Origin of the sequence: Amycolatopsis dongchuanensis (genome assembly GCF_039542405.1) — a bacterium.
Classification (GTDB): Bacteria; Actinomycetota; Actinomycetes; order Mycobacteriales; family Pseudonocardiaceae; genus Amycolatopsis_E; species Amycolatopsis_E sacchari.
This window is the reverse complement of record NZ_BAABIB010000063.1, coordinates 84,875-106,612: the sequence shown is the minus strand read 5'-3', so window position 1 is coordinate 106,612 and position 21,738 is coordinate 84,875. Positions and strand designations below refer to the sequence as shown.

The following is a 21,738-nucleotide window of genomic DNA, read 5'->3' as shown; positions in this document are numbered from 1 at the left end:
CCACGTGACCGGTCAGTCCGGCGGCATGGGTGACAGCTGCCCGCCGAACACCGACAGGTCCTCGCGCAGGACGGTGTCGCCGATCCGCACCGGCAGCGCGTCCATCAGCACGAACAGGACCCGGACCGGCTCCTCGCCGCGCGGGACCCAGGAGTGCGAGGTGCCCCGCTGGACCAGCACGTCGCCGGCTTCGAGCCGTTCGACCACCTCACCGCTGTCGAGGACCATGTCGAGCTGCCCGGACAGCACCACCGCGACGTCCTGCGTCTCGGTGCGGTGCATGTTCGGCCGCTGCGGTTCCCCCGGCGCGAACTCCGCCATCCGGAACAGCACCCGGGAGCCCTTCGGGCCGGGGGCACCGTCGTCGAAGCCCTCTTCGTCGTTGCTCGCGGGGAACCGGCCCGTGCACCAGAACACCCGTGCCTCGTAGCCGGGCAGACGCGGCTCCGAGGTGACCACCTCGTCCGAACGGAGCACGGCCTTCCCGTCGGCGGAGTGGCCGGTCACGACCCGGCGGAAGCGGAACGTCATCGGACCACCCCGGCCGGGCGCAGCGGGAGGACACCCGTCCCCTCCGTCACGGTCTGCCGGGTCTCCCCCAGCCCCTCGCCACACAGGCTCACCACGTCACCCGGCCGCAGCCAGCCGGTGAAGTCCGCCAGTGCCGGGGTGTCGACGTGTTCGAGCAGGCAGCCGCGTGGCACGGTGCCGGACCCGATCACCGCACCGGGCAGGAGATCGGTCCCGCGTGACGCGTACGCGAGGAGCTCACCAAAGGTCCAGTCCATTTGGTCGAGGCTGCCGCGGGTCAGCTCCTCGCCGTTGACGGTCGCCGACAGCGTGATGGCGAGCCTCCCGTCCCGGCGGTACGGCTCCAGTTCGTCGACCGTGACCAGTGCGGGCCCGAGCGTGATCGCGCAGTCCTTCCCCTTCGCCTGGCCGATGCCCTGCGCCAGGTCCACGAGCTGGTGGTCCCTGGCGGTCCAGTCGTTGAAGAGCGTGTAGCCGGCGATGTGCTCCTCCGCCCGGTCCGGGTGCAGGTCCCGGCCACCGCGGCCGAGCACCGCCCCGACCTCCAGCTCCAGGTCGAACATCGCCGATCCCGGAGCGACCGGGACGTCCTCGTACGGGCCGACGATCGCGTCCCGGTTGGCGAAGTAGAACGCCGGGCTGTGCGACCACGCCGGGTCCAGCGCGCCGTCCCTGCCGAGCACGCGGTAGCAGTTGCGGAGGTGCTCGAGGAAGCCCACGCCGTCCCGCACCGACTGCGGGCGGCGCAACGGGGCGAGCAGGGTGACCTCCGCCAGGCCGCGGACCTCCGCGGGCGCGCGGCGGGCGTCTTCCCCGGCTTCGGCGAGGTTCCCGCTTTCCAGCAGCGCCTCCAGGGTGGTCCCGGCCGCGAGCCCGCGCACGGACTCCCCGTCGATCACCCCTGTACGGACCCCGTCGCCGGCGTCATAGCTGACCCATTTCAAGGTTGTCCTCCTCCAGTTTCCGTTCGGGCCGGGCACCCCGGCCGAGGTAGGTGCGGAGCCCTCCGACGACGAGGGCGGCGGCGACGGTCAGCGCGCACGCGGCGAGCACGACGTACATCGGGGCGCCGGTGCCGACGGTCGCCACCAGCCACACCAGGATCAGGTTCAGGAAGCCGCCGAGGAGCGCGATGACGATGTTGTAGGGCACCGAGTAGCCCGTCTGCCGCACCTCGGTCGGGAAGATCGCCGAGACGAGGCTCGGCACGGCGGCCGGCAGCCCGGCCGCCGTCATCGCCGCGGGCAGCTGGAGCCACACCGCCAGTGCGGATCCGGCCGGCAGCCCGGGCAGGACGACCAGCAGCACCGCGGTGGTCGCCGCGGCCGACAGGCCGGCCCACAGCAGCATCCGGCGCCACCCGTACCGGTCCGCGAAGCGGCCCCACAGCGGCATCGCCGCCATCGCGCCCGCGATCGTCAGCAGGCTGGCCGCCAGCGCCGCCGTCGCTGAGTAGCCGAGTGCGCTCTGCAGGTAGGTCGGCCAGTAGTTGAAGTACGTGACGTTCACCAGCGTCAGCGCGATCGCGACGAGGACGGCGAACAACACGGCCGGGCGGTGGTTCCGGAGCACCGCCCGGATCGGCGCCGCCGGGCGTGGCGTGCCCTGCGCTCGCTCGCGGACGAACTCGGGCGTCTCGTCGAGCCGGCGGCGCAGGTAGAGCGACACGAACCCGAGGAGACCGCCGAGGAGGAAGGGGAGGCGCCAGCCGAGCGACGGGGTGCCCGGGGCCAGGTGCGTCACCACCAGCCCGGAGAGGAACCCGGCCCCCGCGCCGAGCAGGAAACCGCTGTACGCCGTCATCTGCTGGAACGCGCCCGCCCGCGCCACTCCCCCTGGCGGGGCGTGTTCGCTGACGAAGACCGCGGCGGCCGGGACCTCGCCGCCGACCGCACAGCCCTGGGCGAGCCTCAGCAGCAGGAGCAGCACCGGGGCAGGCCAGCCCACCTGGTCGTACGTGGGCAGGACGCCGATCAGCAGGGTGGACACCGACATCACCGCGACGGTGAAGATGAACAGCCGTTTCCGGCCCACCCGGTCGGCCACCCGCGCGATGAGGATGCCGGCCACCGGCCGGACCAGCAGCCCGGTCGAGTAGATGGCGAGGGTCTGGACGAGCCTCATCGTCGGCGACAGGTCCGCCGGGAAGAACGCCCGGCCGATCAGGGTGGCGACGTAGAGGTAGGCGACGAAGTCGTAGTACTCGAGTGCCGCGCCCAGCGAGCCGAGGCGGACGTTCCGCCTGGCCCGCCGGACCGCTTCGGGCGAAGGTGCCTGCGTCATGGCAAGACCATCCTTAGTCCTCGAAATCGATGGAGGCGTAGGGCCAGCCGACGGCGGCGGTCAGGTGGTCGTGTGACTCCTGTATGCGGCGCAGGGCCCGCTCCAGGTCGACGCCGAGCAGCCGCCCCTCCCACTTCACGAAGCGGCCGTCGACCAGGACGGCGTCCACGGAGTCCACCCCGGCGCCCTGGACCACCGAGGCGAGGACGTTGTTCCGGGGGAACAGGTGGGGCCGGACGGTGTCGATCAGGATGATGTCGGCCTTCTTGCCCGGCGTCAGCGAGCCGGCCAGGTCGCCGACACCGCAGTTGTTCGCGCCCTGCTGCGTCGCGGAGAGCAGGATCTCCCGCAGCGACGCCGCCGGTGTTCCGGAGCGGTGCTGGTCGACCCGCTGCAGCTGGTGGAGCGCCCGCATCTCGGCGAACATGTCGATCGCGTAGGTCATCGGGTTGTCGTTGCTCAGGCCGGGCCGCAGCCCCTGCTCGACCCACTCGCGGTAGGGGATCCGGCCGTAGCGGAACTGCGATTCGATCCGGGGGCAGACGTTGACGTGGGCGCCGTGGTCCACGACGATCCGCCGTTGTTCCGGCGACAGGAAGTTGCCGTGGTTGATCGCTTCCCGCCCGTCGAACGACCCGTTTCCGTACAGCGCGGCGAGGTCCTGCTTTTCGATTCCGCTGTCGAAGGAAAACCACAAATCGAGCTCCTCGCGAACGGGGAGGAGTTCGGTGAGGTCGTCGAATCCCGGCGCGTACAGACGCATCGTGCACAACTGGTCGTCGCCGGGAAAATACTTGTCCCGCAGGCGCCGGGCGTCCGCCGGGAAGGTCCCCGCCCAGTCTCCGGCGCGCGGGCGGCCCATCGCGTGCACACCCCGCACCCCCGACTCGAACAGCGCCTCGACCGCCGCGTCCGAGTGCTCGGGCGAGCGGGCGTTGTGCATGTTGTCCACGACGGTGGTGATGCCGCCGTTGAGCGCGGCCAGCAGGCTGCTCAGGGTGCCCGCGTGGACGTCCTCCGGCCGGAAGGCGGGCGCGAACAGGCGATGGGCCGCGTACATGTAGCTGCGGCCGGATTCGGGTGCCCCGCCAATGGCGTCCTCAGTGGACTGCGGGATGTTCTCCGGGATGATCCGGCCGAGCGCCCCTTCCCAGCAGTGGATGTGCGGATCGCAGAAGCCCGGCAGGACGATGTGGCCGCTCGCGTCGACGACCACGGCGTCCGGCGCGGAGATCGAGGCGCCGACCTCCGCGATCCGGTCACCGGCGATCAGGACGTCACCCGTGGCGAAGTCGCCCACCGCGCTGTCCATCGACAACACGGATCCCCCGCGGAGGAGGATCCGCTGGGAACGGTCCGGGCGGTTTCGGGCGTGTTCATCGAGAAGTGCGTGGAAACGGCCGCGCGCAGCGAAATCGGACGCGGTATTCGCGTCAGTGCTCATGGAACCTCGATTCGGCAGATCCGGGCTCCGGTGCCCGGTTACCGCCCACCGGGGCGGCGATCTCAGGTTAACAGCCGGAATGCGGACGATCCCAATGCCGTTTCGGAAATACCGCAATTCCTCACAGGAATACCGTGCGGGAATTCGAGCGTTTTCGGACCCCGTGGCCACCGGGGTGGAGGCACCCCTGGGGCGCGGCAGCCGGGCAGCGAAACTTCAACTCCTCGTTGACCTCTTCAACAGCGCGTTGTAACGTCCTCCCTCAACCGTGTGGCGCCGTGCACCGGTGCCCCCCTTTTCAGCGAGGAGTAAGCGATGTCGGCCAGGTCTCGTCTCGTGCGCTGGGGCGCACTCATCGCCGGTTGCCTGCTGACCACGGCCGCCTGCGGCGGTGGTCCCGACGGCGCCGGCGGCGGCAGCACGGACAGCGGCACCTCCAGCGGGGTCCCGGACACCGCCGCGATCGTCCAGTCGGTCACCAAGGACGCCCAGCTCGCGGCGGCCCTCCCGCCGCAGCTCACGCAGGCGGGCTCGCTCAACGTCGGGTCCAACCTGCAGTCCGCGCCGAACAACTTCTACGCCTCCGACGGCAAGACGCCGGTCGGCTTCGAGGTGGACATCGCCAAGGCCATCGCCGCCAAGCTGGGCCTGACCGTGCACTACAGCGACATGCCGTTCGGCTCGCTGATCACCAGCCTCGCCTCCGGCCGCCTCGACCTGACGATGGCCGGGATGAACGACACCAAGGCCCGCGAGCAGCAGATCGACTTCGTCGACTACTTCACCTCCGGCATCACGATCATGGTGCGCAAGGGCAACCCGGACGGCATCACCGGCGCGGACTCGCTGTGCGGCAAGACGGTGGCCGTCGTGCAGGGCACCAGCCACCAGACCTTCGCCGCCGAGCAGAGCACGAAGTGCACGCAGGCGGGCAAGCCGGCGGTGACGGTGACGGCCACCGACAGCGACTCGCAGAACCAGAATCAGCTGCGCACCGGCCGCGTCAACGCGATCCTCAACGACCTGCCCACCGCCGCCTACGTCTCGAAGAACGCGGGCAACGGCCAGTTCTTCGAGGTCGTCCCCGGTGAGCCGATCAACGGCGGCCCCTACGGCATCGGCGTCAACAAGAACAACCCGCAGCTGCGCGACGCCGTCGCGAACGCCCTGACCGCGCTGCTCCAGGACGGCACGTACACGAAGATCCTCGACGCCTGGGGCATCAAGCAGGGCGCGCTGACGAAGGTGACGGTCAATGCCGGCAGCTGACGTCCAGTCCCCGCCCAAGGCCGAGCTGCCGATCGTCCGGCTGCGGCACTGGGGCCGCTGGGTCAGCGCCGTGGTCATCCTGGCGCTGCTGGCCGGCCTCGGCGTCCTGCTGGCGCAGGCGAAGATCCAGTACGACACCGTCCCGGACTTCCTGTGGTACCGCGTGATGGCGGTCGGCCTGCTCAACACCGTGCTGCTCGCGGTGATCTCGCAGGCCGTCGCGATCGTCATCGGCATCGTGGTCGCGCTGATGCGCCGCTCGGCCAACCCGGTCGCGCGCGTCGTCGCCGCCGTCTACGTGTGGCTGTTCCGCGGGCTGCCGGTGCTGCTGCAGATCCTGCTGTGGTTCAACCTGGCGCTGGTGTTCGAGTTCATCTCGATCCCGCTGCCCTTCGGCGGCTACCTCGTGCACGAGCCGACCAACGTCGTGATCAGCGCGTTCGTCGCCGCCCTGCTCGGCCTGGCGCTCAACGAAAGCGCTTACATGGCCGAGATCGTGCGGGCCGGGCTGAACAGCGTCGACAAAGGACAGACGGAGGCAGCGAAGTCGATCGGCATGTCGCCCGCGATGACGCTGCGCCGCGTGGTGCTGCCGCAGGCGATGCGCGTGATCATCCCGCCCACCGGCAACGACTTCATCAACATGCTCAAGGGCACGTCGATGGCGTCGGTGATCGGCGTGACGGAACTGATCCACGCGGCCAACAACATCTCCTCGAACAACCTGCTCGTGATGGAGACGCTGCTGGCCGCGGCGATCTGGTACATGGTCGTCGTCACCGTGGCGAGCATCGGTCAGCACTACCTCGAACGCGCCTTCGGCGCCGCCGACCGGGCGGGTGCCGCGTCCGGGCCGTGGTCGCGCGTGGGCCGCGCGCTGCGGGCGATGCCGTTGCGGAGGGCCTGACATGAGCGAGCCACTGCTGCGCGCCGTGGGCGTGCGCAAGCACTTCGGCGGCACCGAGGTGCTCCGCGGCATCGACCTGTCCGTCCGCAAAGGACAGGTCGTGTGCCTGCTCGGCCCGTCCGGAGCGGGCAAGAGCACGTTCCTGCGCTGCATCAACCACCTGGAGACGATCGACGGCGGCCAGGTGTGGGTCGACGGCGAGCCCATCGGGTTCCGCCTGCACAAGGGGAAACTGCACGAGCTGCGGGAACGCGAGGTGGCCCGGCAGCGCCGGGACATCGGCATGGTGTTCCAGCGGTTCAACCTGTTCGCGCACCGCAGCGTGCTCGAAAACGTCATCGAGGGCCCGGTGCGGGTGCGGGGCGTGAGCCAGGCCGAGGCCAGGAAGACCGCGCTGGAGCTGCTGGACCGGGTCGGCCTCGCGCACCGCGCCGACGCCTACCCGGAGCAGTTGTCGGGTGGCCAGCAGCAGCGGGTGGCGATCGCGCGCTCGCTGGCGATGAAACCGAAGCTGATGCTGTTCGACGAGCCGACCTCGGCGCTGGACCCCGAGCTGGTCGGCGAGGTGCTGGAGGTGATGACCGCGCTGGCGGCGGAGGGGATGACAATGGTGGTCGTGACGCACGAGATGGGCTTCGCCCGCGAGGTGGCCGACGAGGTCGTGTTCATGGCCGACGGGGCCGTCGTGGAAACGGGGCCGCCCGGCGAGGTGCTGGTCGACCCGAAGCACGAGCGGACCCGCCAGTTCCTGGCGCGCATCCTCTGATGGGCCGGATCTCACCGCGGTACCTGCTGCAGTTCGACGAGCCCGCCGGCTACCTGGACTTCGCCCGGTTCGGCCCGCCGTCGCACGCCGTGCTGGACACCACCGCCCGCCTGACCGAACAGGCCGCGAAGGCCGGTCCGTCCACTGTGGACGAGCTGATGCGCCAGGAGGTGCGCGCGAAGGCCGCCGTGGCGCGGTTGTGCGGCACCGACACCGACCACGTCGTGCTCGTGCCCAACACCAGCCAGGGCCTGTTCCAGGCGGCGTTCGCCGCGTCCGGCGAGGTGCTGGTGTCGGCGGCGGAGTTCCCCGCCAACACCTACCCGTGGGTGCGGGCCGAGCAGGCCGGACGCCTGCGCGTGCGGCGGATGACGCCGCCGGACAGCTACGTCACGCCGGACGCGGTCGCCGCCGAGCTGACCGGCGAAACCACGCTCGTCTCCGTGAGCGCGGTGGACTTCCGCACGGGTTACCGCGCGGACCTGGCCGCGCTGCGCGAGGTGGTCGGCGACCGGCTGCTCGTCGTGGACGGCATCCAGGGCTTCGGCGTGATCGACGCGCCGTGGGAGGCCGCCGACGTGCTCGTGGTGGGTGGCCAGAAGTGGCTGCGCGCGGGCTGGGGAACGGGGTTCGCCGTGTTGTCGGACCGCGCGCTCGACCGGCTCCAGCCGACGCTGTCCGGCTGGACGGGGGCGCACGACGCCGGGCTGTTCGACAACGAGGTGCACCCGCCCGCGGACACGGCGGCGAACTGGTCGATCAGCAACCTGAGCCCGGTAACGTCGGGTGCCTTCGCGGCCGCGCTGGAACTGGTCGAGGAGACCGGGGTCGCGGCGATCGAAGGGCGGATCGCCGAGCGCGTCGGGGAACTGGAGGAGACGCTGCGGTCGCTGGGCGCGGACATCGTGTCCGCCACCGGCCGCCGGGCGGGGATCCTCGCGTTCGCCCTGCCGGAGCGGCCCGCCGAGCAGGTGGGCGCGGTGCTGGCGGCGGAGGGCATCGCGGCGACGGTCCGCGTCGAGCACGTCCGGTTGTCGCCGCACGCGTCGACCCCGCCCGCCGCGGCCGAACTGCTGCGCTCGGCGCTGGCGGGCCGGCCGCGGACGAGCACGACCGTCGCGGTGGAAACCACGGCGGAGGCGGAGTCGGTGCTGACCGCGCTGGTGCCCGCGGTGCCGGGGCTGGCGGCGATGCTGGGGCCGGGCAACGAGGTCGTGCTGCACGACCTGAGCAAGCTGCCGAACTCGATCGTCGCGGTGGCGGGCACGCTGACGGGCCGCACGCCGGGCGGTCCGATGACGGATCTGCTGCTGGGCCTGGTCCGCCGCGGCACGACGCAGGACCTGACCAACTACGAGACGCACGGTCCCGACGGCAGGCCGATCCGGTCGTCGACGATCTTCCTGCGGGACGCGGAGGGCGTCGCGATCGGCTGCCTGTGCGTGAACAGCGAACTGCCCGCGACGGCCGCCGGGAGCACCACGCGGCAGGAGACGTTCCCGCCCGACGTGGACAGCCTGCAACGGTTCCTGGTGGACCGGGCGGTGGGCAGCACGGGCATCCCGGTGGAGCTGATGAAGAAGCGGCACAAGGCGGCGGTGGTCCGCGAACTCGACGAAGCCGGGTTCTTCCTGATCAAGGACGCGGTGGACTTCCTCGCGGCCGAACTGAAGGTCACCCGCTACACGATCTACAACTACCTGAACGAAATCCGGGGGTGAGGGCGCAAACCGGTGGCCGGGCCTCCGCGCGGCTCCTGGCGCGGAGGCAGCCGGACTTCTGGCACGTGGGTGCGGACCTGGTGCTGGAGGTGTCCGGCCCGCGCATCCCGTGCCCCACCACCCTCGCTGCCCGGCGCGCTGTGACGCAGATCTCCCCCATCAGGCGCTTGCCGTCCCTGTCGGTCCTGAGTTAGCACTCTTAAGAGGAGAGTGCTAACTGAAGAGGGTTCGAGGAGGCAGCTTGAGCAGCACGCACCGCCCTGCGTGGAAAGCCCGATCTGTTCCGCACACCGCCGTGCGCCCGGCGGCTGACGGCACCGGCCCGCTGCGCGTGGCCATGGTCGTCCCGCCCTACTTCGACGTTCCGCCCCGGGCGTACGGCGGGGTCGAGGCGGTGGTGGCCGACCTCGCCGACGCCCTCGTCGCCCGCGGGCACTCGGTCACCCTCATCGGGGCCGGGCGGCCCGGGACCTCCGCCCGCTTCGTGCCGGTGTGGGACCGCACGGTGCCCGAGCTGCTGGGCGAGCCCTACCCGGAGGTCATGCACGCGGCCGCCGCGCGCCGGGCCGTCCGGCGGCTGGCCGAGACCGAGGGGCTGGACGTCGTGCACGACCACACGCTCGCCGGGCCGCTCAACGCCCCCGCGTACGGCGTGCCCACCGTCGTCACCGTGCACGGGCCCGTCGGCCCCGACATGGAGCGTTACTACCGCGAGCTGGGCGACGACGTGCACCTCGTCGCGATCAGCGACCGCCAGCGCGAGCTGGCACCCGGCCTCAACTGGACCGCGACCGTCCACAATGCACTACGTCTCGCGGACTGGCCGTTCCGGTCCGAAAAGGACGACTACGCGCTGTTCCTCGGCCGGTTCCACCCGGACAAGGCCCCGCACCTGGCGCTGGAGGCCGCACACGCCGCCGGGTTGCGCCTCGTGCTGGCGGGCAAGTGCGCCGAGCCGATCGAGAAGGAGTACTTCGAGCGCGAGGTCGAGCCGCGGCTCACGGACTCCGACCACGTGTTCGGCGTCGCCGACGCCACCGCCAAGCGCGAGCTGCTGGCGAACGCGCGCTGCCTGCTGTTCCCGATCCAGTGGGAGGAGCCGTTCGGCATGGTGATGATCGAGGCGATGGCCTGCGGCACCCCGGTCGTGGCGCTGCGCTCGGGTGCCGTGCCCGAGGTCGTCGTCGACGGGGTGACCGGGCTGATCCGCGACGACCCCGCCGAGCTGGTGCAGGCGCTTGAGGACGTCCGGCACCTCGACCCGGCCGCCTGCCGCGCCCACGTCGCCGCGCACTTCGACGTGGCCGGGCTCGGCGCGGGCTACGAGCGCGCCTACCGGCGGGCCATCGAGGTCAGCACGCTCCGCCGCGACTACGCCGGGCTCGACTCGGCGCTCGACCGCGCCTACGACCGGCTGGAGGACGACGGCGCCCTGCAGGCCTCCGGAGACCGGGCATGACCCCCGAGGCCTTCAACTCCGGCGAGCCCGTGCCGGTGATCGCCGCGGGCGGGACCGTCACCCTGGTCGAGGGCAGCACGTTCTGCCTGTCCGACACCAGCGGGGACATCCGCCCCGGGACGTCACACGGGCTGTTCTTCCGCGACGCCCGGCTGCTCTCGCGCTGGGAGCTGCGCCTGGACGGGCAGACGCCGCACCCGCTTTCGGTGCAGTCGCCCGAGGCGTTCGCGGCGCAGTTCGTGCTGCGCCGCAACCCCAAACCGGGACAGGCGGACAGCACCCTGCTGCTGGTGCGCGAGCGGCTCGTCGGCGATGGCCTGCGCGAGACGATCACGCTGCGGAACCTGGGCCGCGAGAACACCGTGGCGACGCTGACCCTGCACGTCGACGCGGACTTCTCCGACCTGTTCGCGGTCAAGGAGGGCCGCCCGGCGCACGGCGGCGCGGACGCCACGGTCGCCGGTTCGGAACTGCTGCTGCGGGACCGCGACGACGGCTCGCGGGGGCTGTCGGTGAGCGCGACCGCCGATCCGCTCGCCGCCCCCGGGGTGCTGAACTGGCGCGTCATCGTGCCCGCGCGCGGCGAGTGGTCCACCGAGATCGTCGTGCAGCCGACCGTCGGCAACCGCCGCGTCCGGCCGCAGTTCGACCGCGGCGAGGAGGTGGAGAGCAGCGGGCCCGCGCGCAAGATCCGCGCCTGGCGGGACGTGAGCACCGCTGTCACCGCCGAGCACCCGGTGCTCACCCAAGTGCTGCACCGCACCGAAAGCGACCTCGGCGCGCTGCAGATCCACGACAGCGCGCAGGACGGCCGCCCGTTCGTCGCGGCGGGCGCGCCGTGGTTCATGACGTTGTTCGGCCGTGACAGCCTGCTGACCGCGTGGATGGCGCTGCCGCTCGACGTCGGCCTCGCGCTGGGCACCCTGGAGACGCTCGCGGAGCTGCAGGGCCGTCGCGTCGACCCGCTCACCGAGGAGGAGCCGGGGCGGATCCTGCACGAGCTGCGGCTGGGCCCGGACAGCGACCAGGTGCTCGGCGGCAGTCATTACTACGGCACCGTCGACGCGACGCCGTTGTTCGTGATGCTGCTCGCGGAGTGCTGGCGCTGGGGCGCTGACGAAACCGGCGTGCGCGCGCTGCTGCCCGCGGCGGACGCGGCCCTGACGTGGCTGGAACGGTACGGCGACCGCGACGGCGACGGGTTCGTGGAGTACCGGCGCGCCACCGACCGCGGCCTGCTCAACCAGGGCTGGAAGGACAGCTTCGACGGGATCAACGACGCGGCCGGCCGTCTGGCGACGACGCCGATCGCGCTGTGCGAGGTGCAGGGCTACGCCTACGCGGCGTGGCTCGCGCGCGCGGAACTCGCGGAGGCGTTCAACGACCCGGCGACGGCCGGGCGGTGCCGCGAGCGGGCCGAGACCCTGCGGGCGCGGTTCGCGGAGATGTTCTGGTTGCCCGACAAGGGCTGGTACGCCGTCGCGCTCGACGGGCGCAAGCAGCCGGTGGACTCGCTGACCAGCAACAGCGCGCACTGCCTGTGGTCCGGCATCGCGACCGACGAGCAAGCGGCGGTGCTGGTCGAGCGGCTTTCCGGGTCCGAAATGGACAGTGGGTTCGGGTTGCGCACGCTGTCGTCGGCGATGGGTGCCTACAACCCGATGAGCTACCACAACGGGTCCGTGTGGCCGCACGACACCGCGATCGCCGTCGCCGGGCTGCTCCGCTACGCGCACCTGCCGGGCGCGGTCGACCTCGCCCAGCGCCTCGCGACCGGGCTGCTCGACGCGGCGGCGTCGTTCGGCGGGCGGTTGCCGGAACTGTTCTGCGGCTTCTCCCGGACGGAGTTCAGCCCGCCCATCCCGTACCCGACGTCGTGCTCGCCGCAGGCGTGGGCCAGCGCGGCCCCGCTGTTGCTCGTGCGCTCGTTCCTGGGCCTGGAACCGCATGTGCCCCAACGGAAGCTGACGGTGCGGCCGCACCTGCCCGCGCAATGGGGTCGCCTGAGCCTCACCGACCTGCGCCTGGGCGGCGTGACCGTGCACGTGGAGGCCGACCGTGAAACGGCGAAGGTGACGGGCCTGCCCGACGGGTGGCAGCTGGACGGCGCGGACTGAGGCGAGATCTGGTGCTCCAGTGGGGGTCATCCGGTGCGGTGGACTCGACTTGCGCTGGTTTTCCCTTGCGGCTAAAGCCGGGTATCCCGCAGGGGTACCGGAAAAGCAAGGGAGGTAAGGCAATGCGAAGGATCACGACAGCGGTGGCCGCTTTCGCCCTGGCCGCCGGAACCCTGCTGGGCCTGACGGGGACGGCTTCGGCCGACCCGACGTCGGTGTCGGTGGACATGTGCGTCGGAGGGGGCGGGACGCTGATCTCCAGTGATGAGGGCGCGCACCTGACCTGCATCGGCGGCTGGTTCAACGGTTTCCCGGTCGTCGTGTGACGGCCCGGTGCGGCACCGCTTCCCGCGGTGCCGCACCGTTTTCTACTGCCCCGTCGAGTACGGGCCGCGGTGCTCCAGGTTCGGGCTGACCTTCGGCAGGCGGCCCTCCTGCCCCGGCACCGGGGTCGTCGTCGGTTCGCGGAGTTCGGCGTCCACCTCCGACTCCCGCGCCCGCGGGTCCGGCACCACACCCGTGCCGTTGACCATGGCCGTGCGCGTGTTCCAGTCCTCGACGACCCGCTCCTCGCGCCGCCGGGCGAGCACGCCGAGCGTGATCGCGTGCGCGACCGCGAGCGTCAGCAGGTAGACGCCGAGCCTGCCCATGATGCCCGGCAGCGCGTCCCCGCCGGGGAAGTGGATCGTCGAGATCAGCGCGAGCGCGCCGAGCACCGCGAGGTGGAACAACGCGGTGATCAGCACCGTCATCGCCGACGCCGCCTCGGGGTCGTTGCCCTCCTGGTCCAGGTAGCCGCTGCCGCTGCGGTAGATGATCTGGCCGTCGATCACCGCCATCAGGATGCCGACCACCAGGAACGCCACGTAGCTGTCCGTGCTCATCGGGAACTCCCTCCTCCTCCGAGGAGGAATACCCGCGCGAGCACCCTCCGCTCCCGCCCCGATCAGGTGAAATGCGACGGTGGCCGCGCCTGGGGCACGGCCACCGTCGGGAGGGAACTACTTGCCGCTGCCGTACAACGCGGCCACGTCCGCGTCGGACAGCGCGCGGTCGTACACGTGCACCTGGTCCACCGCCCCGTTGAGGTAGTCGACCGGGTTGCCGCCGTACTGCCCGCGCCCGATCACCGTGTGGCCCGTGGAGGCGTCACCGAGGCACACGCTCTTCGTCGCCGCCTGCTGGCCGTCGACGTAGAGCTTGAGCGTGCCCGAAGCCGCGTCCCGCACGCCCACCAGGTGGTACCAGCGGTTCGGCTCCGGCGTGACGGGGGCCAGCGCCCGCGTGCCGACGAAGCTGAACGCCAGCTTGTGGTCGGCGCCCGAGTACTGCAGGTAGAAGGCGCTGTTGCTGCCGCCGTCCTGGCTCACCACGGTCTGGAAGCCGTCGCCGACCGCGTTGAACTTCACCCACGCCGCCACGCTGTAGCTGCCTTCGGTGTTCAGCAACGCGGCACCGGTGTCGGCGTACTGGCCGGAACCGTTGGTGGCCAAGGCGGATCCGCTCTTGCCCGCCGTCCACGAAGCCCCGCCGACGAGCGTCGCGTCGTGGCCACCGACGATGTCGTGCGCGACCGTGCCGGTGTTCTCGTCGAACGGGTAGGCGGCGATGCCGTCGATCCCCGGTGTGCCCGCCGGGATCTGCGGCCCGGCTGCAGGCTGTCCCGTCGCGCCCTTGATGACGGCGAGGTTCGCCGCCCGCACGGCTGCGAAGTCCATCTTGCGCACCTGCCGGTCGTAGGTGAAGAACCCGTTGACCTCCTTCTCGACGTCCGTTGTCTGCGTGTACACACCGGCCGACACGCCACACCGCTGGGCGACGAGGAGCAGGCGCTGCTGCAACTCGCCGTAACGGCGCGTCAGGGTCGCGCTGTCCGGTTCCATCTCGTAGGCGAAGCTGCCCGCCGGGTCGAACTCGTGCCCGGCGACCTTGAGCCCGAGCCCGCCGTACTCGCCGTCCACCGCCGCGCGGCTGCCGGTCTGCATCGGGGTGCCCGGCCCGGTGTAGGTGTGGTCGTCGTAGAGGTCACCGCGGCCGCTGTCCGGTTCGGACCGGCAGCAGTTGACGCCGGATTCGGCGTCGACGAGCCGCGTCGGGTCCCACGCCTTGACCTCGTCGGCGATGCGGCCCACGTCGTAGTCGCCCCAGCCCTCGTTGAACGGCACCCAGGTGACGATCGACGGGAAGCTGCGGTGCTGGTCGATCATGCGGTGCAGCTCGGACTCGAAGTTCGCGCGCGACGCCGGGGTCGGCTCGATGTCGTCCTTCATCGCCGGCATGTCCTGCCACACCAGCAAGCCGAGCTTGTCGGCGTAGTAGTACCAGCGGTCGGGCTCGACCTTGATGTGCTTGCGCACCATGTTGAAGCCGAGCGCCTTCTCCTGCTCCAGGTCGAACTTCAGCGCGGCGTCGGTGGGCGCGGTGTAGATGCCGTCGGGCCAGAAACCCTGGTCCAGCGGGCCGATCTGCATGACGAACTTGCCGTTGAGCAGCATCCGCTGCTTGCCGTCGGGGGTCTTGCCGACGCTGATCGAGCGCATGCCGAAGTACGAGCCGACCTCGTCGCCGCCGGTCACGCGCACCTTGAGGTCGTAGAGGAACGGGTCGTCGGGCGACCACAGGTGCGGGTTGCGGAGGGTCAGCTTGAGGGGCTTGTTCGCGTCGCCGCTCACGTGCCCGACGACCCGCCCGTGGTCGTAGGCGGTGGCTTCCACGCGCTGCCGCACCGGCCCGCCGACGATCGCGTTGACGGTGACCGAGCTGGACGCGACGTCGGGCGTGACGTCGAGGCGGTCGATGTGCGCCGGGGCGACCGGCTCCATCCACACGGTCTGCCAGATCCCGGAGGTCGGCGTGTAGAAGATGCCGTCACCGGGGGTGCGCTGCTTGCCCAGTGGCTGGCCGCCCTGGTCGTTGGGGTCGGTGACGCCGACGACGAGCTCCTGGTCGCGGTTCGTGGTGAGAGCGTCGGTGACGTCCACGGTGAACGCGTCGTAGCCGCCGGTGTGCCGGGCGACGGTGCGGCCGTTGACGATGATGGTCGCGTCGTAGTCCACGGCCTGGAAGTGCAGCAGCAGGCGCTGGCCGCGGCCGACCTGCCAGTCACGCGGCACCTGGAAGCTGCGGCGGTACCACATCTGCGTCTCGTGCCGCATGATGCCGGACAGCGCGGACTCGACGGGGTACGGGACGAGGATGCGTTCCGCCAGGCTCCGGCCGACCGGCGGGGCTTCGCCGGGGTTGGCCTTGGCGAACTCCCAGACGCCGTTGAGGTTCTGCCAGCGGTCCCGCGTCAGCTGTGGACGCGGGTACTCGGGCAGCGCGTTCGTCGGCGAGACCTGGTTCGTCCAGGGTGTCGACAGCGGGGGCGTGAGTCTTTGCCATTGCGGGGTGGGCGCGGCGTTCGCGGCGGGAACCGCGAGGCCGAGAACGGCGGCGGCCACAGCGGCCGCCAGCGCCGCCCAGCGGGGACGGGACATACGGGGTTACCTCCTCCAATTGACGTGCAGGAGACCTCAGGAGCGGCGCCGGGCGAGGAGCCGCTGGATGACGACCACGACGAGCAGGAACGCGCCGCTCACCATGGTCTGGTAGTTCGAATCGAGCGTGCCGACCTGGTTGATCACGTTCTGGATCAGCGTGCGCAGCAGCACGCCGACGAGCGTGCCGACGATCGTGCCCGCGCCGCCGGTGAGCAGTGTGCCGCCGATGACGACGACCGAGATCGCGTCGAGTTCGGTGCCCACGCCCAGCACCGTGACGCCGGACTGCAGGTACGCGGCCGTGAGCAGGCCCGCCACCCCGGCCAGTCCCCCGCTGAGCGTGTACAGCGTGATCTTCGTGCGCGCCACCGGCAGTCCCATGAGGACCGCCGACTGCTCGGCCCCGCCGAGTGCGAACACCGCCTGGCCGAACCTCGTGCGCCGCAACAGGACCCCGCCGAGCGCGAACAGCACCAGCGCGATCCACACCGGCGTCCCCACGCCGAGGATCTCGCCCTGCCCCAGCGCGAGGAACGGCGACCCGGCGTCCACTTTGTACGTCGTCGCGCCTTCGTTCGTGATGGCCAGCAACAACCCTCGCGCGAACAACAGGGACGCCAGCGTGACGATGAACGGCGCCATCCCCGTGCGGGCGATGAGCACGCCGTTGACGAACCCGATCAGCGAGCACACCACGAGCGGCAGCAGGATCGCCACCACCAGCCCGTACCGGCTGCCGTACGCCGCCAGCACCCCGCCGAGCGCGTACACCGAACCCACCGACAGGTCGATGCCACCGGAGATGATCACGAACGTCATGCCGAGCGCGATCACCGCGAGGAACGAGCTCTGCAGCGCCAGGTCCCGCAGGTTGTCCGCCGACCCGAAGCGCGGGAACGCGAACCACGAGATCACGACACCGAGCACGAGCACCACCGCGGCGCCCTGGCGCTGCAGCACTCCCGCGAACGCGGCGTTGCGCGGGGACAAGGCGATCATCGGCTGCTCCGCTCTCGCGCGACGTAGACCGCGACGACGATGATCGCCGCCTGCACCATCTGCGCGGTCGAATCCGGCAGGTTGTGCTTGATCAGCGTGGCGTGCACGAGCTGCATCAGCAGCGCCCCGAACACGGTGCCCAGCACCCGCACCCGCCCGCCGGTCAGCGGGGTCCCGCCGACGACGACCGCGGTGATCGCGGACAGCTCCATCAGCAACCCCAGGTCGTTGGGGTCGCTCGCGCCCAGCCGCGCGGTGGACAGCACCCCGGCGAGCGCCGCGAGCGCACCCGAGATGACGTAAACCCCGACGAGCACCCGCCGCACCGGCAGCCCGGCGAGCGTGCTCGCCGCCCGGTTCCCGCCGACCGCGACGAGCTGCCTGCCGAACGTCGTGCGCTGCACGAGCAGCCCGGCGAGCACCGCGACGACGGCGGCGACCAGCACCATCACCGGGATGCCGAGCACGTCACCCGTGCCCAGCGCCAGGAAGTCCCGGTTGTGCAGCTGCACCAGCTGGCCGTGCGCGACCACGAGCGCCAGCCCGCGGCCGCCGACCAGCAGCGCGAGTGTCGCGATGATCGGCTGGATGCCCAGGTACGCCACGAGCACCCCGCTGAACAGCCCCGACACGATCCCCGCCACGACCGCGACCAGCACGGCCACGAGCGGGCCCGCCCCGAGGTAGAGCGGGATCAACGCGGCCGCGATCGACATGACCGAGCCGACCGACAGGTCGATCCCCTCGGTCCCGATCACCAGCGCCATGCCCAGCGCGACGATGCACACGGGCGCCGCCTGCACGAGCTGGGTGCGGAAGTTGGCCGCGGACACGAAGTTCTCCGTGAACACGACGTTGAACACCACGAGCGCGACGACCGCGACGTACACGCCGTAGTTCTGCAGCCAGGCGGCCGTGCGCGCCCGCGTGGGAGCGGCGAGCGTGGCGCTAGTCATCGTGACCTCCCCTGGCGATCGCGGCGAGCACCTTCTCCTCCGTGATGTCCTGCCCCGTCAGCTCCTCCGCCACGGCGCCGTCGGAGAGCACCAGCACCCGGTCGGCCCCGTCGACGAGCTCCTCCAGCTCGGACGAGATCAGCAGCACGCCCAGCCCCTCCCGCGCGAGCTCGTCGATCAGCGCCTGCACCTCGGCCTTGGCCCCGACGTCGATACCGCGCGTCGGCTCGTCCAGCAGCAGGACGCGCGGCCCGGTCGCCAGCCACCGGGCGAGCAGCACCTTCTGCTGGTTGCCGCCGGACAGCTCGGCGACCTTCTGGTCCGGGCTGGACGCCTTGATGCGCAACCGTTCCATGAACACCCGCACGATCCGGTCCTGTTTGGACTTCGAGACGAGACCGAACGGGGACAGGCGCGGCAGCGCGGCGAGCGCGATGTTCTCGCGCACCGACAGGTTCGGGATGATGCCGTCGGTTTTGCGGTCCTCGGCGAGCAGCGCGACCCCGGCCCGCATCGCCGCCGGGACCCTGCCCCGCTTCAACGGTTTGCCTGCCACCACCACGGTGCCGCCGTCGAGGGGGAACGCGCCGACGAGAGCCCGCGCCGTCTCGCTGCGGCCCGAGCCGAGCAGCCCGGCGAGCCCGAGGACTTCACCCGGACGGATGGTCAGCGAGACGTCCCGCAGCTTGCGGACGCCCCGCAGCTTCTCCGCACGCAGCACCGGTTCCCGCTCGACCTCGTGCTCCTCGCCGAAGGCCGTGACGCCCTCTTCGCGGATCTTGCCGATCTCCCGGCCGAGCATGAGCGACACCAGTTCCAGTCGGGGCAGCTCCGCCAGCGGTCCACTGTGGACCACCCTCCCGTCACGCAGCACCGTGACACGGTCGCACACCCGGTACAGCTCGTCCATTCGGTGACTGACGTAGAGGATCGCGATGCCCTGCGCGTGCAGCCGGGCCAGCACCTCGAACAGCTTCTCGACCTCGCGCGGCTCCAGCGACGACGTCGGCTCGTCCATGATGACGACCTTTGCGTCGGTGGACACCGCGCGCGCCAGCGCGACCATCTGCTGCGCGCCCACGCCCAGGGTGTGCAGGGGGCGGCGGACGTCGTCGGTGATGCCGTAGTCCGCGAGCAGCGCCCGGGCCTCGGCGTTCATCCGCCGCCAGTCCACCAGCCCGGCGCGGGTGCGCGGCTCCCGGCCGAGGAACACGTTGCCCGCGATGCTCATCAGCGGGACGAGGTTGACCTCCTGGTAGATCGTGGAGATCCCCGCCTGCTGGGCCTCGGCTGGACGCCGGAACGCCACGGTGTGGCCGAGGTGGCGGACCTCGCCCGAGTCCGGCTGGTACACGCCGGTGAGCACCTTGATCAGCGTCGACTTGCCGGCACCGTTCTCGCCCACCAGCGCGTGCACCTCGCCGGGGCGCAGCGCGAAGCTGACGTCGTCGAGCGCGAGGGTGCCGGGGAAGCGCTTGCTGACCCCGGTCACCTCGAGCACCGGTGCCGTCGTCCGCGAGGTGCCGGGATCGGTCACGGCGGTCATCAGTAGGAGTTCCCGACCTTCTGGGCCGCGTTCGTCTCGTCGTAGGAGTCGTCGCTGATCACGATGCTCGACGGGATCGGCTGACCGTCGGCGAACTGCTGCAGCGTCTGGAACGCCAGCGGCCCGAACCGCGGGTTGGACTCGATGACGGCGTTGTAGCTGCCGTCGGCGATGAGCTGCACGGCGTTGCGCGTGCCGTCGACGGAGACGACCTTGACGTCCTTGCCCGGGTTCTTGCCCGCGGTGCGCAGCGCGTTGACCGCGCCGATGCCCATCTCGTCGTTCTCCGCGTACACGGCGGTCAGGTCCGGGTGGCTCTGGATCAGCTGCTCCATCACCGACTGGCCCTTCGAGCGGTCGAAGTCGCCGGTCTGCTCGGCCACGACGGACAGGCCCGGCGTCTTGGCCAGCTCGTCCTTGAAGCCCTGGGTGCGGTCGGTGGTGACGTTGTTGCCGGACGAGCCGAGCAGGATCGCGACCTTGCCGCTGCCGCCGGTGACCCGCGCCATCTCCTGCGCGGCGCGCTTGCCCTGCTGCACGAAGTCGGAGCCGATGAACGTCAGGTAGTCGGTGCAGGGCTGCGAGGTCACCTTGCGATCGATGGTCACGACCGGGACCTTCTTCGCCTTCGCCGCGTCGAGGGCGGGCTGCAGGCCGTCGGAGTTCAGCGGCGCGACGATGAGCAGCTGCGCACCCCGGTCCAGCAGCGATTTGATGTCGCTGATCTGCTTGTTCAGGTCGCTCTGCGCGTTGGTCGTGAGCAGGTGGTCGCCCGGGATGCCGAGCTTGGCGGCCTCGTCGCGGATCGACTGCGTCTCGGCGGTCCGGAACGGGTTGGCCTCCTTCTCGGACTGCGAAAAGCCGATCACCGCCGTCTTCGGGTCGACCTTGGGGTAGCCGGTCTGCGCGAGCGTGCAGCCGCCGCTGGCCGGCGCCGCCGAGGCGGCCGAGGCGGCGGGGCCGCTGCCTGCGGCCTGGGGGGCGGCGGTCTCTTCGCGGCTGGTGCAGGCGGCCAGGGTGAGCGCGGCGGCGGCCGCGGTGACCAGGACCAGTCGGGGACGGGAGGACAGGGGCACGGGTACTCCTCGGGCTGCGTCGTCGGGGCCCGCTCCGTTTGGTGACTTGGATCACCATGGGAGCCTGCGCTAGTTTTACATCGTTGGAACAACGTTGTAAACCGGCCGAACGACTACTGTCCGGTTGTCGCCGACGCGAAGGGACCCCGCCTGTGGCCGTGACACTCAAGGACGTCGCCCGGCTGGCCGGGGTCTCGGTGAAGACCGTGTCGAACGTCGTCAACGGCTACGCCTTCGTGAAGCCGGAGAACCGCCGGCGGGTCGAGGAGGCGCTCGCCGCGACCGGGTACCGGCCCAACCTCGGCGCCCGCAACCTGCGGCGCGGGCGGACCGGCTTCCTCGCGCTGATGGTGCCGGAGCTGAACATCCCGTACTTCGGCGAGCTGGCGGGACTGGTGCTCAAGGCCGCGCAGAAGCGGGGCTGGAGTGTCCTCATCGAACAGACACAAGGGACGCGCGAGCGCGAACGGGAAACCCTGGTCTCCCTGGGGCCGCACCTCGTGGACGGTGCGCTCGTGCACCCGGAAGCGTTGCAGGCAGGGGATTTCCACGACGCGGCCGGCGGCATCCCCCTCGTGATGCTGGGTGAGCACGCGGTGGACGTGCCCATCGACCGCGTGGCGATCGACAACGTGCTGGCGGCGCGCACCGCGGTGCGGCACCTGGCGGAGCTGGGCAGGCGGCGGATCGCCGCCATCGGGCAGAACCCGGCGCGCGGCACGAGCGAACAACGCATGGCGGGCTACCGGGAAGCGCTTTCCGAGGCTGGTCTGTCCTATGTGGAGGAACTGGTGGCCCCGGCCGAGAAGTACCACCGCGCCCACGGCGCCGCCGCGATGAAGGCGCTGCTGGACCTGCCCGAGCCGCCGGACGGGGTGTTCTGCTTCAACGACCTGCTCGCCATCGGCGCGCTGCGGGCGGTCGCCGAGCGCGGCCTGCGGGTGCCGCACGACGTGGCGATCGTGGGCTTCGACAACAACGAAGAGAGCGCTTTCAGCCTGCCCGCGCTGACGACGATCGCGCCGGACAAGGCCGCGCTGGCCGAGGCCGCGATCGACCTCGTGTGCCGCCGCATCACCGGTGAGACGGACACCCCGCCGCAGCACGTGCAGACGCCGTTCTCCCTGGAGGTCAGGGAAAGCACCCGGGGGTGACCCGTTCGGCGGTTCCCGGTCCCGGCTG

The 21,738-nt window shown here is 71.2% G+C and carries 18 protein-coding genes; 8 read left to right on the top strand and 10 right to left on the bottom strand.

What is annotated here, in order from left to right:
• Positions 1-12: 12 nt before the first annotated feature.
• Genes ABFX51_RS15290 through ABFX51_RS15275 form a run of 4 tightly spaced genes read right to left on the bottom strand, consistent with a single transcriptional unit; the run spans position 13 to position 4,126 of the window.
• Positions 13-531, bottom strand: a complete 519-nt coding sequence (locus ABFX51_RS15290) for a cupin domain-containing protein (protein WP_091505283.1) — start codon at positions 529-531, stop codon at positions 13-15.
• Complete coding sequence (locus ABFX51_RS15285; protein ID WP_091505284.1) at positions 528-1,475, bottom strand: fumarylacetoacetate hydrolase family protein; 948 nt, start codon at positions 1,473-1,475, stop codon at positions 528-530. Before ABFX51_RS15285 ends, ABFX51_RS15290 begins: the two co-directional genes overlap by 4 nt.
• Positions 1,456-2,814, bottom strand: coding sequence for an MFS transporter (locus tag ABFX51_RS15280; RefSeq protein ID WP_091505285.1), 1,359 nt, complete (start codon positions 2,812-2,814; stop codon positions 1,456-1,458). Before ABFX51_RS15280 ends, ABFX51_RS15285 begins: the two co-directional genes overlap by 20 nt.
• Positions 2,815-2,827: 13 nt before the next feature.
• On the bottom strand, positions 2,828-4,126 hold the full coding sequence (locus tag ABFX51_RS15275) for an amidohydrolase family protein (RefSeq protein WP_177228606.1): 1,299 nt from the start codon (positions 4,124-4,126) through the stop codon (positions 2,828-2,830).
• 447 nt (positions 4,127-4,573) lie between these two features.
• On the opposite strand from ABFX51_RS15275, the gene ABFX51_RS15270 reads away from it, so the two are divergent.
• The 7 genes from ABFX51_RS15270 (at position 4,574) to ABFX51_RS15240 (ending at position 12,823) form a co-directional block, all read left to right on the top strand.
• Complete coding sequence (locus ABFX51_RS15270) at positions 4,574-5,527, top strand: ABC transporter substrate-binding protein (RefSeq protein WP_091505287.1); 954 nt, start codon at positions 4,574-4,576, stop codon at positions 5,525-5,527.
• A complete protein-coding gene (locus ABFX51_RS15265; protein ID WP_091505288.1) occupies positions 5,514-6,434 on the top strand; it encodes an amino acid ABC transporter permease in 921 nt (306 codons plus the stop codon). Before ABFX51_RS15270 ends, ABFX51_RS15265 begins: the two co-directional genes overlap by 14 nt.
• Before the next feature lies 1 nt (position 6,435).
• On the top strand, positions 6,436-7,200 hold the full coding sequence (locus ABFX51_RS15260; protein WP_091505289.1) for an amino acid ABC transporter ATP-binding protein: 765 nt from the start codon (positions 6,436-6,438) through the stop codon (positions 7,198-7,200).
• Positions 7,200-8,921 (top strand): aminotransferase class V-fold PLP-dependent enzyme, encoded by a 1,722-nt coding sequence (locus ABFX51_RS15255; protein WP_091505290.1) that lies wholly within the window; start codon positions 7,200-7,202, stop codon positions 8,919-8,921. Before ABFX51_RS15260 ends, ABFX51_RS15255 begins: the two co-directional genes overlap by 1 nt.
• Positions 8,922-9,258: 337 nt before the next feature.
• Positions 9,259-10,380 carry a glycosyltransferase family 4 protein gene (locus tag ABFX51_RS15250; RefSeq protein ID WP_428832474.1) on the top strand — a complete coding sequence of 374 codons (1,122 nt, stop codon included), beginning with the start codon at positions 9,259-9,261 and terminating at the stop codon, positions 10,378-10,380.
• Positions 10,377-12,497, top strand: a complete 2,121-nt coding sequence (locus ABFX51_RS15245; protein ID WP_346054077.1) for an amylo-alpha-1,6-glucosidase — start codon at positions 10,377-10,379, stop codon at positions 12,495-12,497. Before ABFX51_RS15250 ends, ABFX51_RS15245 begins: the two co-directional genes overlap by 4 nt.
• Before the next feature lie 122 nt (positions 12,498-12,619).
• Positions 12,620-12,823 (top strand): hypothetical protein, encoded by a 204-nt coding sequence (locus ABFX51_RS15240; RefSeq protein ID WP_143249824.1) that lies wholly within the window; start codon positions 12,620-12,622, stop codon positions 12,821-12,823.
• A 42-nt stretch (positions 12,824-12,865) separates the two neighbouring features.
• Here ABFX51_RS15240 and ABFX51_RS15235 read toward each other — a convergent pair whose 3' ends face one another.
• The 6 genes from ABFX51_RS15235 to ABFX51_RS15210 all read right to left on the bottom strand — a co-directional run bounded on the left by ABFX51_RS15235 (position 12,866) and on the right by ABFX51_RS15210 (position 20,556).
• A complete protein-coding gene (locus ABFX51_RS15235) occupies positions 12,866-13,381 on the bottom strand; it encodes a hypothetical protein (protein ID WP_091505293.1) in 516 nt (171 codons plus the stop codon).
• A gap of 117 nt (positions 13,382-13,498) precedes the next feature.
• Positions 13,499-15,976 carry a LamG-like jellyroll fold domain-containing protein gene (locus ABFX51_RS15230; protein WP_346054076.1) on the bottom strand — a complete coding sequence of 826 codons (2,478 nt, stop codon included), beginning with the start codon at positions 15,974-15,976 and terminating at the stop codon, positions 13,499-13,501.
• 36 nt (positions 15,977-16,012) lie between these two features.
• Positions 16,013-16,978 (bottom strand): ABC transporter permease, encoded by a 966-nt coding sequence (locus tag ABFX51_RS15225; protein WP_346054075.1) that lies wholly within the window; start codon positions 16,976-16,978, stop codon positions 16,013-16,015.
• Positions 16,975-17,934: an ABC transporter permease gene (locus tag ABFX51_RS15220; protein WP_346054074.1), complete on the bottom strand. Its 960-nt coding sequence runs from the start codon at positions 17,932-17,934 to the stop codon at positions 16,975-16,977. Before ABFX51_RS15220 ends, ABFX51_RS15225 begins: the two co-directional genes overlap by 4 nt.
• Positions 17,927-19,480: a sugar ABC transporter ATP-binding protein gene (locus ABFX51_RS15215; RefSeq protein WP_346054073.1), complete on the bottom strand. Its 1,554-nt coding sequence runs from the start codon at positions 19,478-19,480 to the stop codon at positions 17,927-17,929. The genes ABFX51_RS15220 and ABFX51_RS15215 overlap by 8 nt, the downstream gene beginning before the upstream one ends.
• Positions 19,480-20,556, bottom strand: coding sequence for an ABC transporter substrate-binding protein (locus ABFX51_RS15210; protein ID WP_091505298.1), 1,077 nt, complete (start codon positions 20,554-20,556; stop codon positions 19,480-19,482). The genes ABFX51_RS15215 and ABFX51_RS15210 overlap by 1 nt, the downstream gene beginning before the upstream one ends.
• A gap of 152 nt (positions 20,557-20,708) precedes the next feature.
• Here ABFX51_RS15210 and ABFX51_RS15205 point away from each other — a divergent pair, with 152 nt between their 5' ends.
• Positions 20,709-21,710, top strand: a complete 1,002-nt coding sequence (locus tag ABFX51_RS15205; protein WP_091505299.1) for a LacI family DNA-binding transcriptional regulator — start codon at positions 20,709-20,711, stop codon at positions 21,708-21,710.
• Positions 21,711-21,738 lie beyond the last annotated feature (28 nt).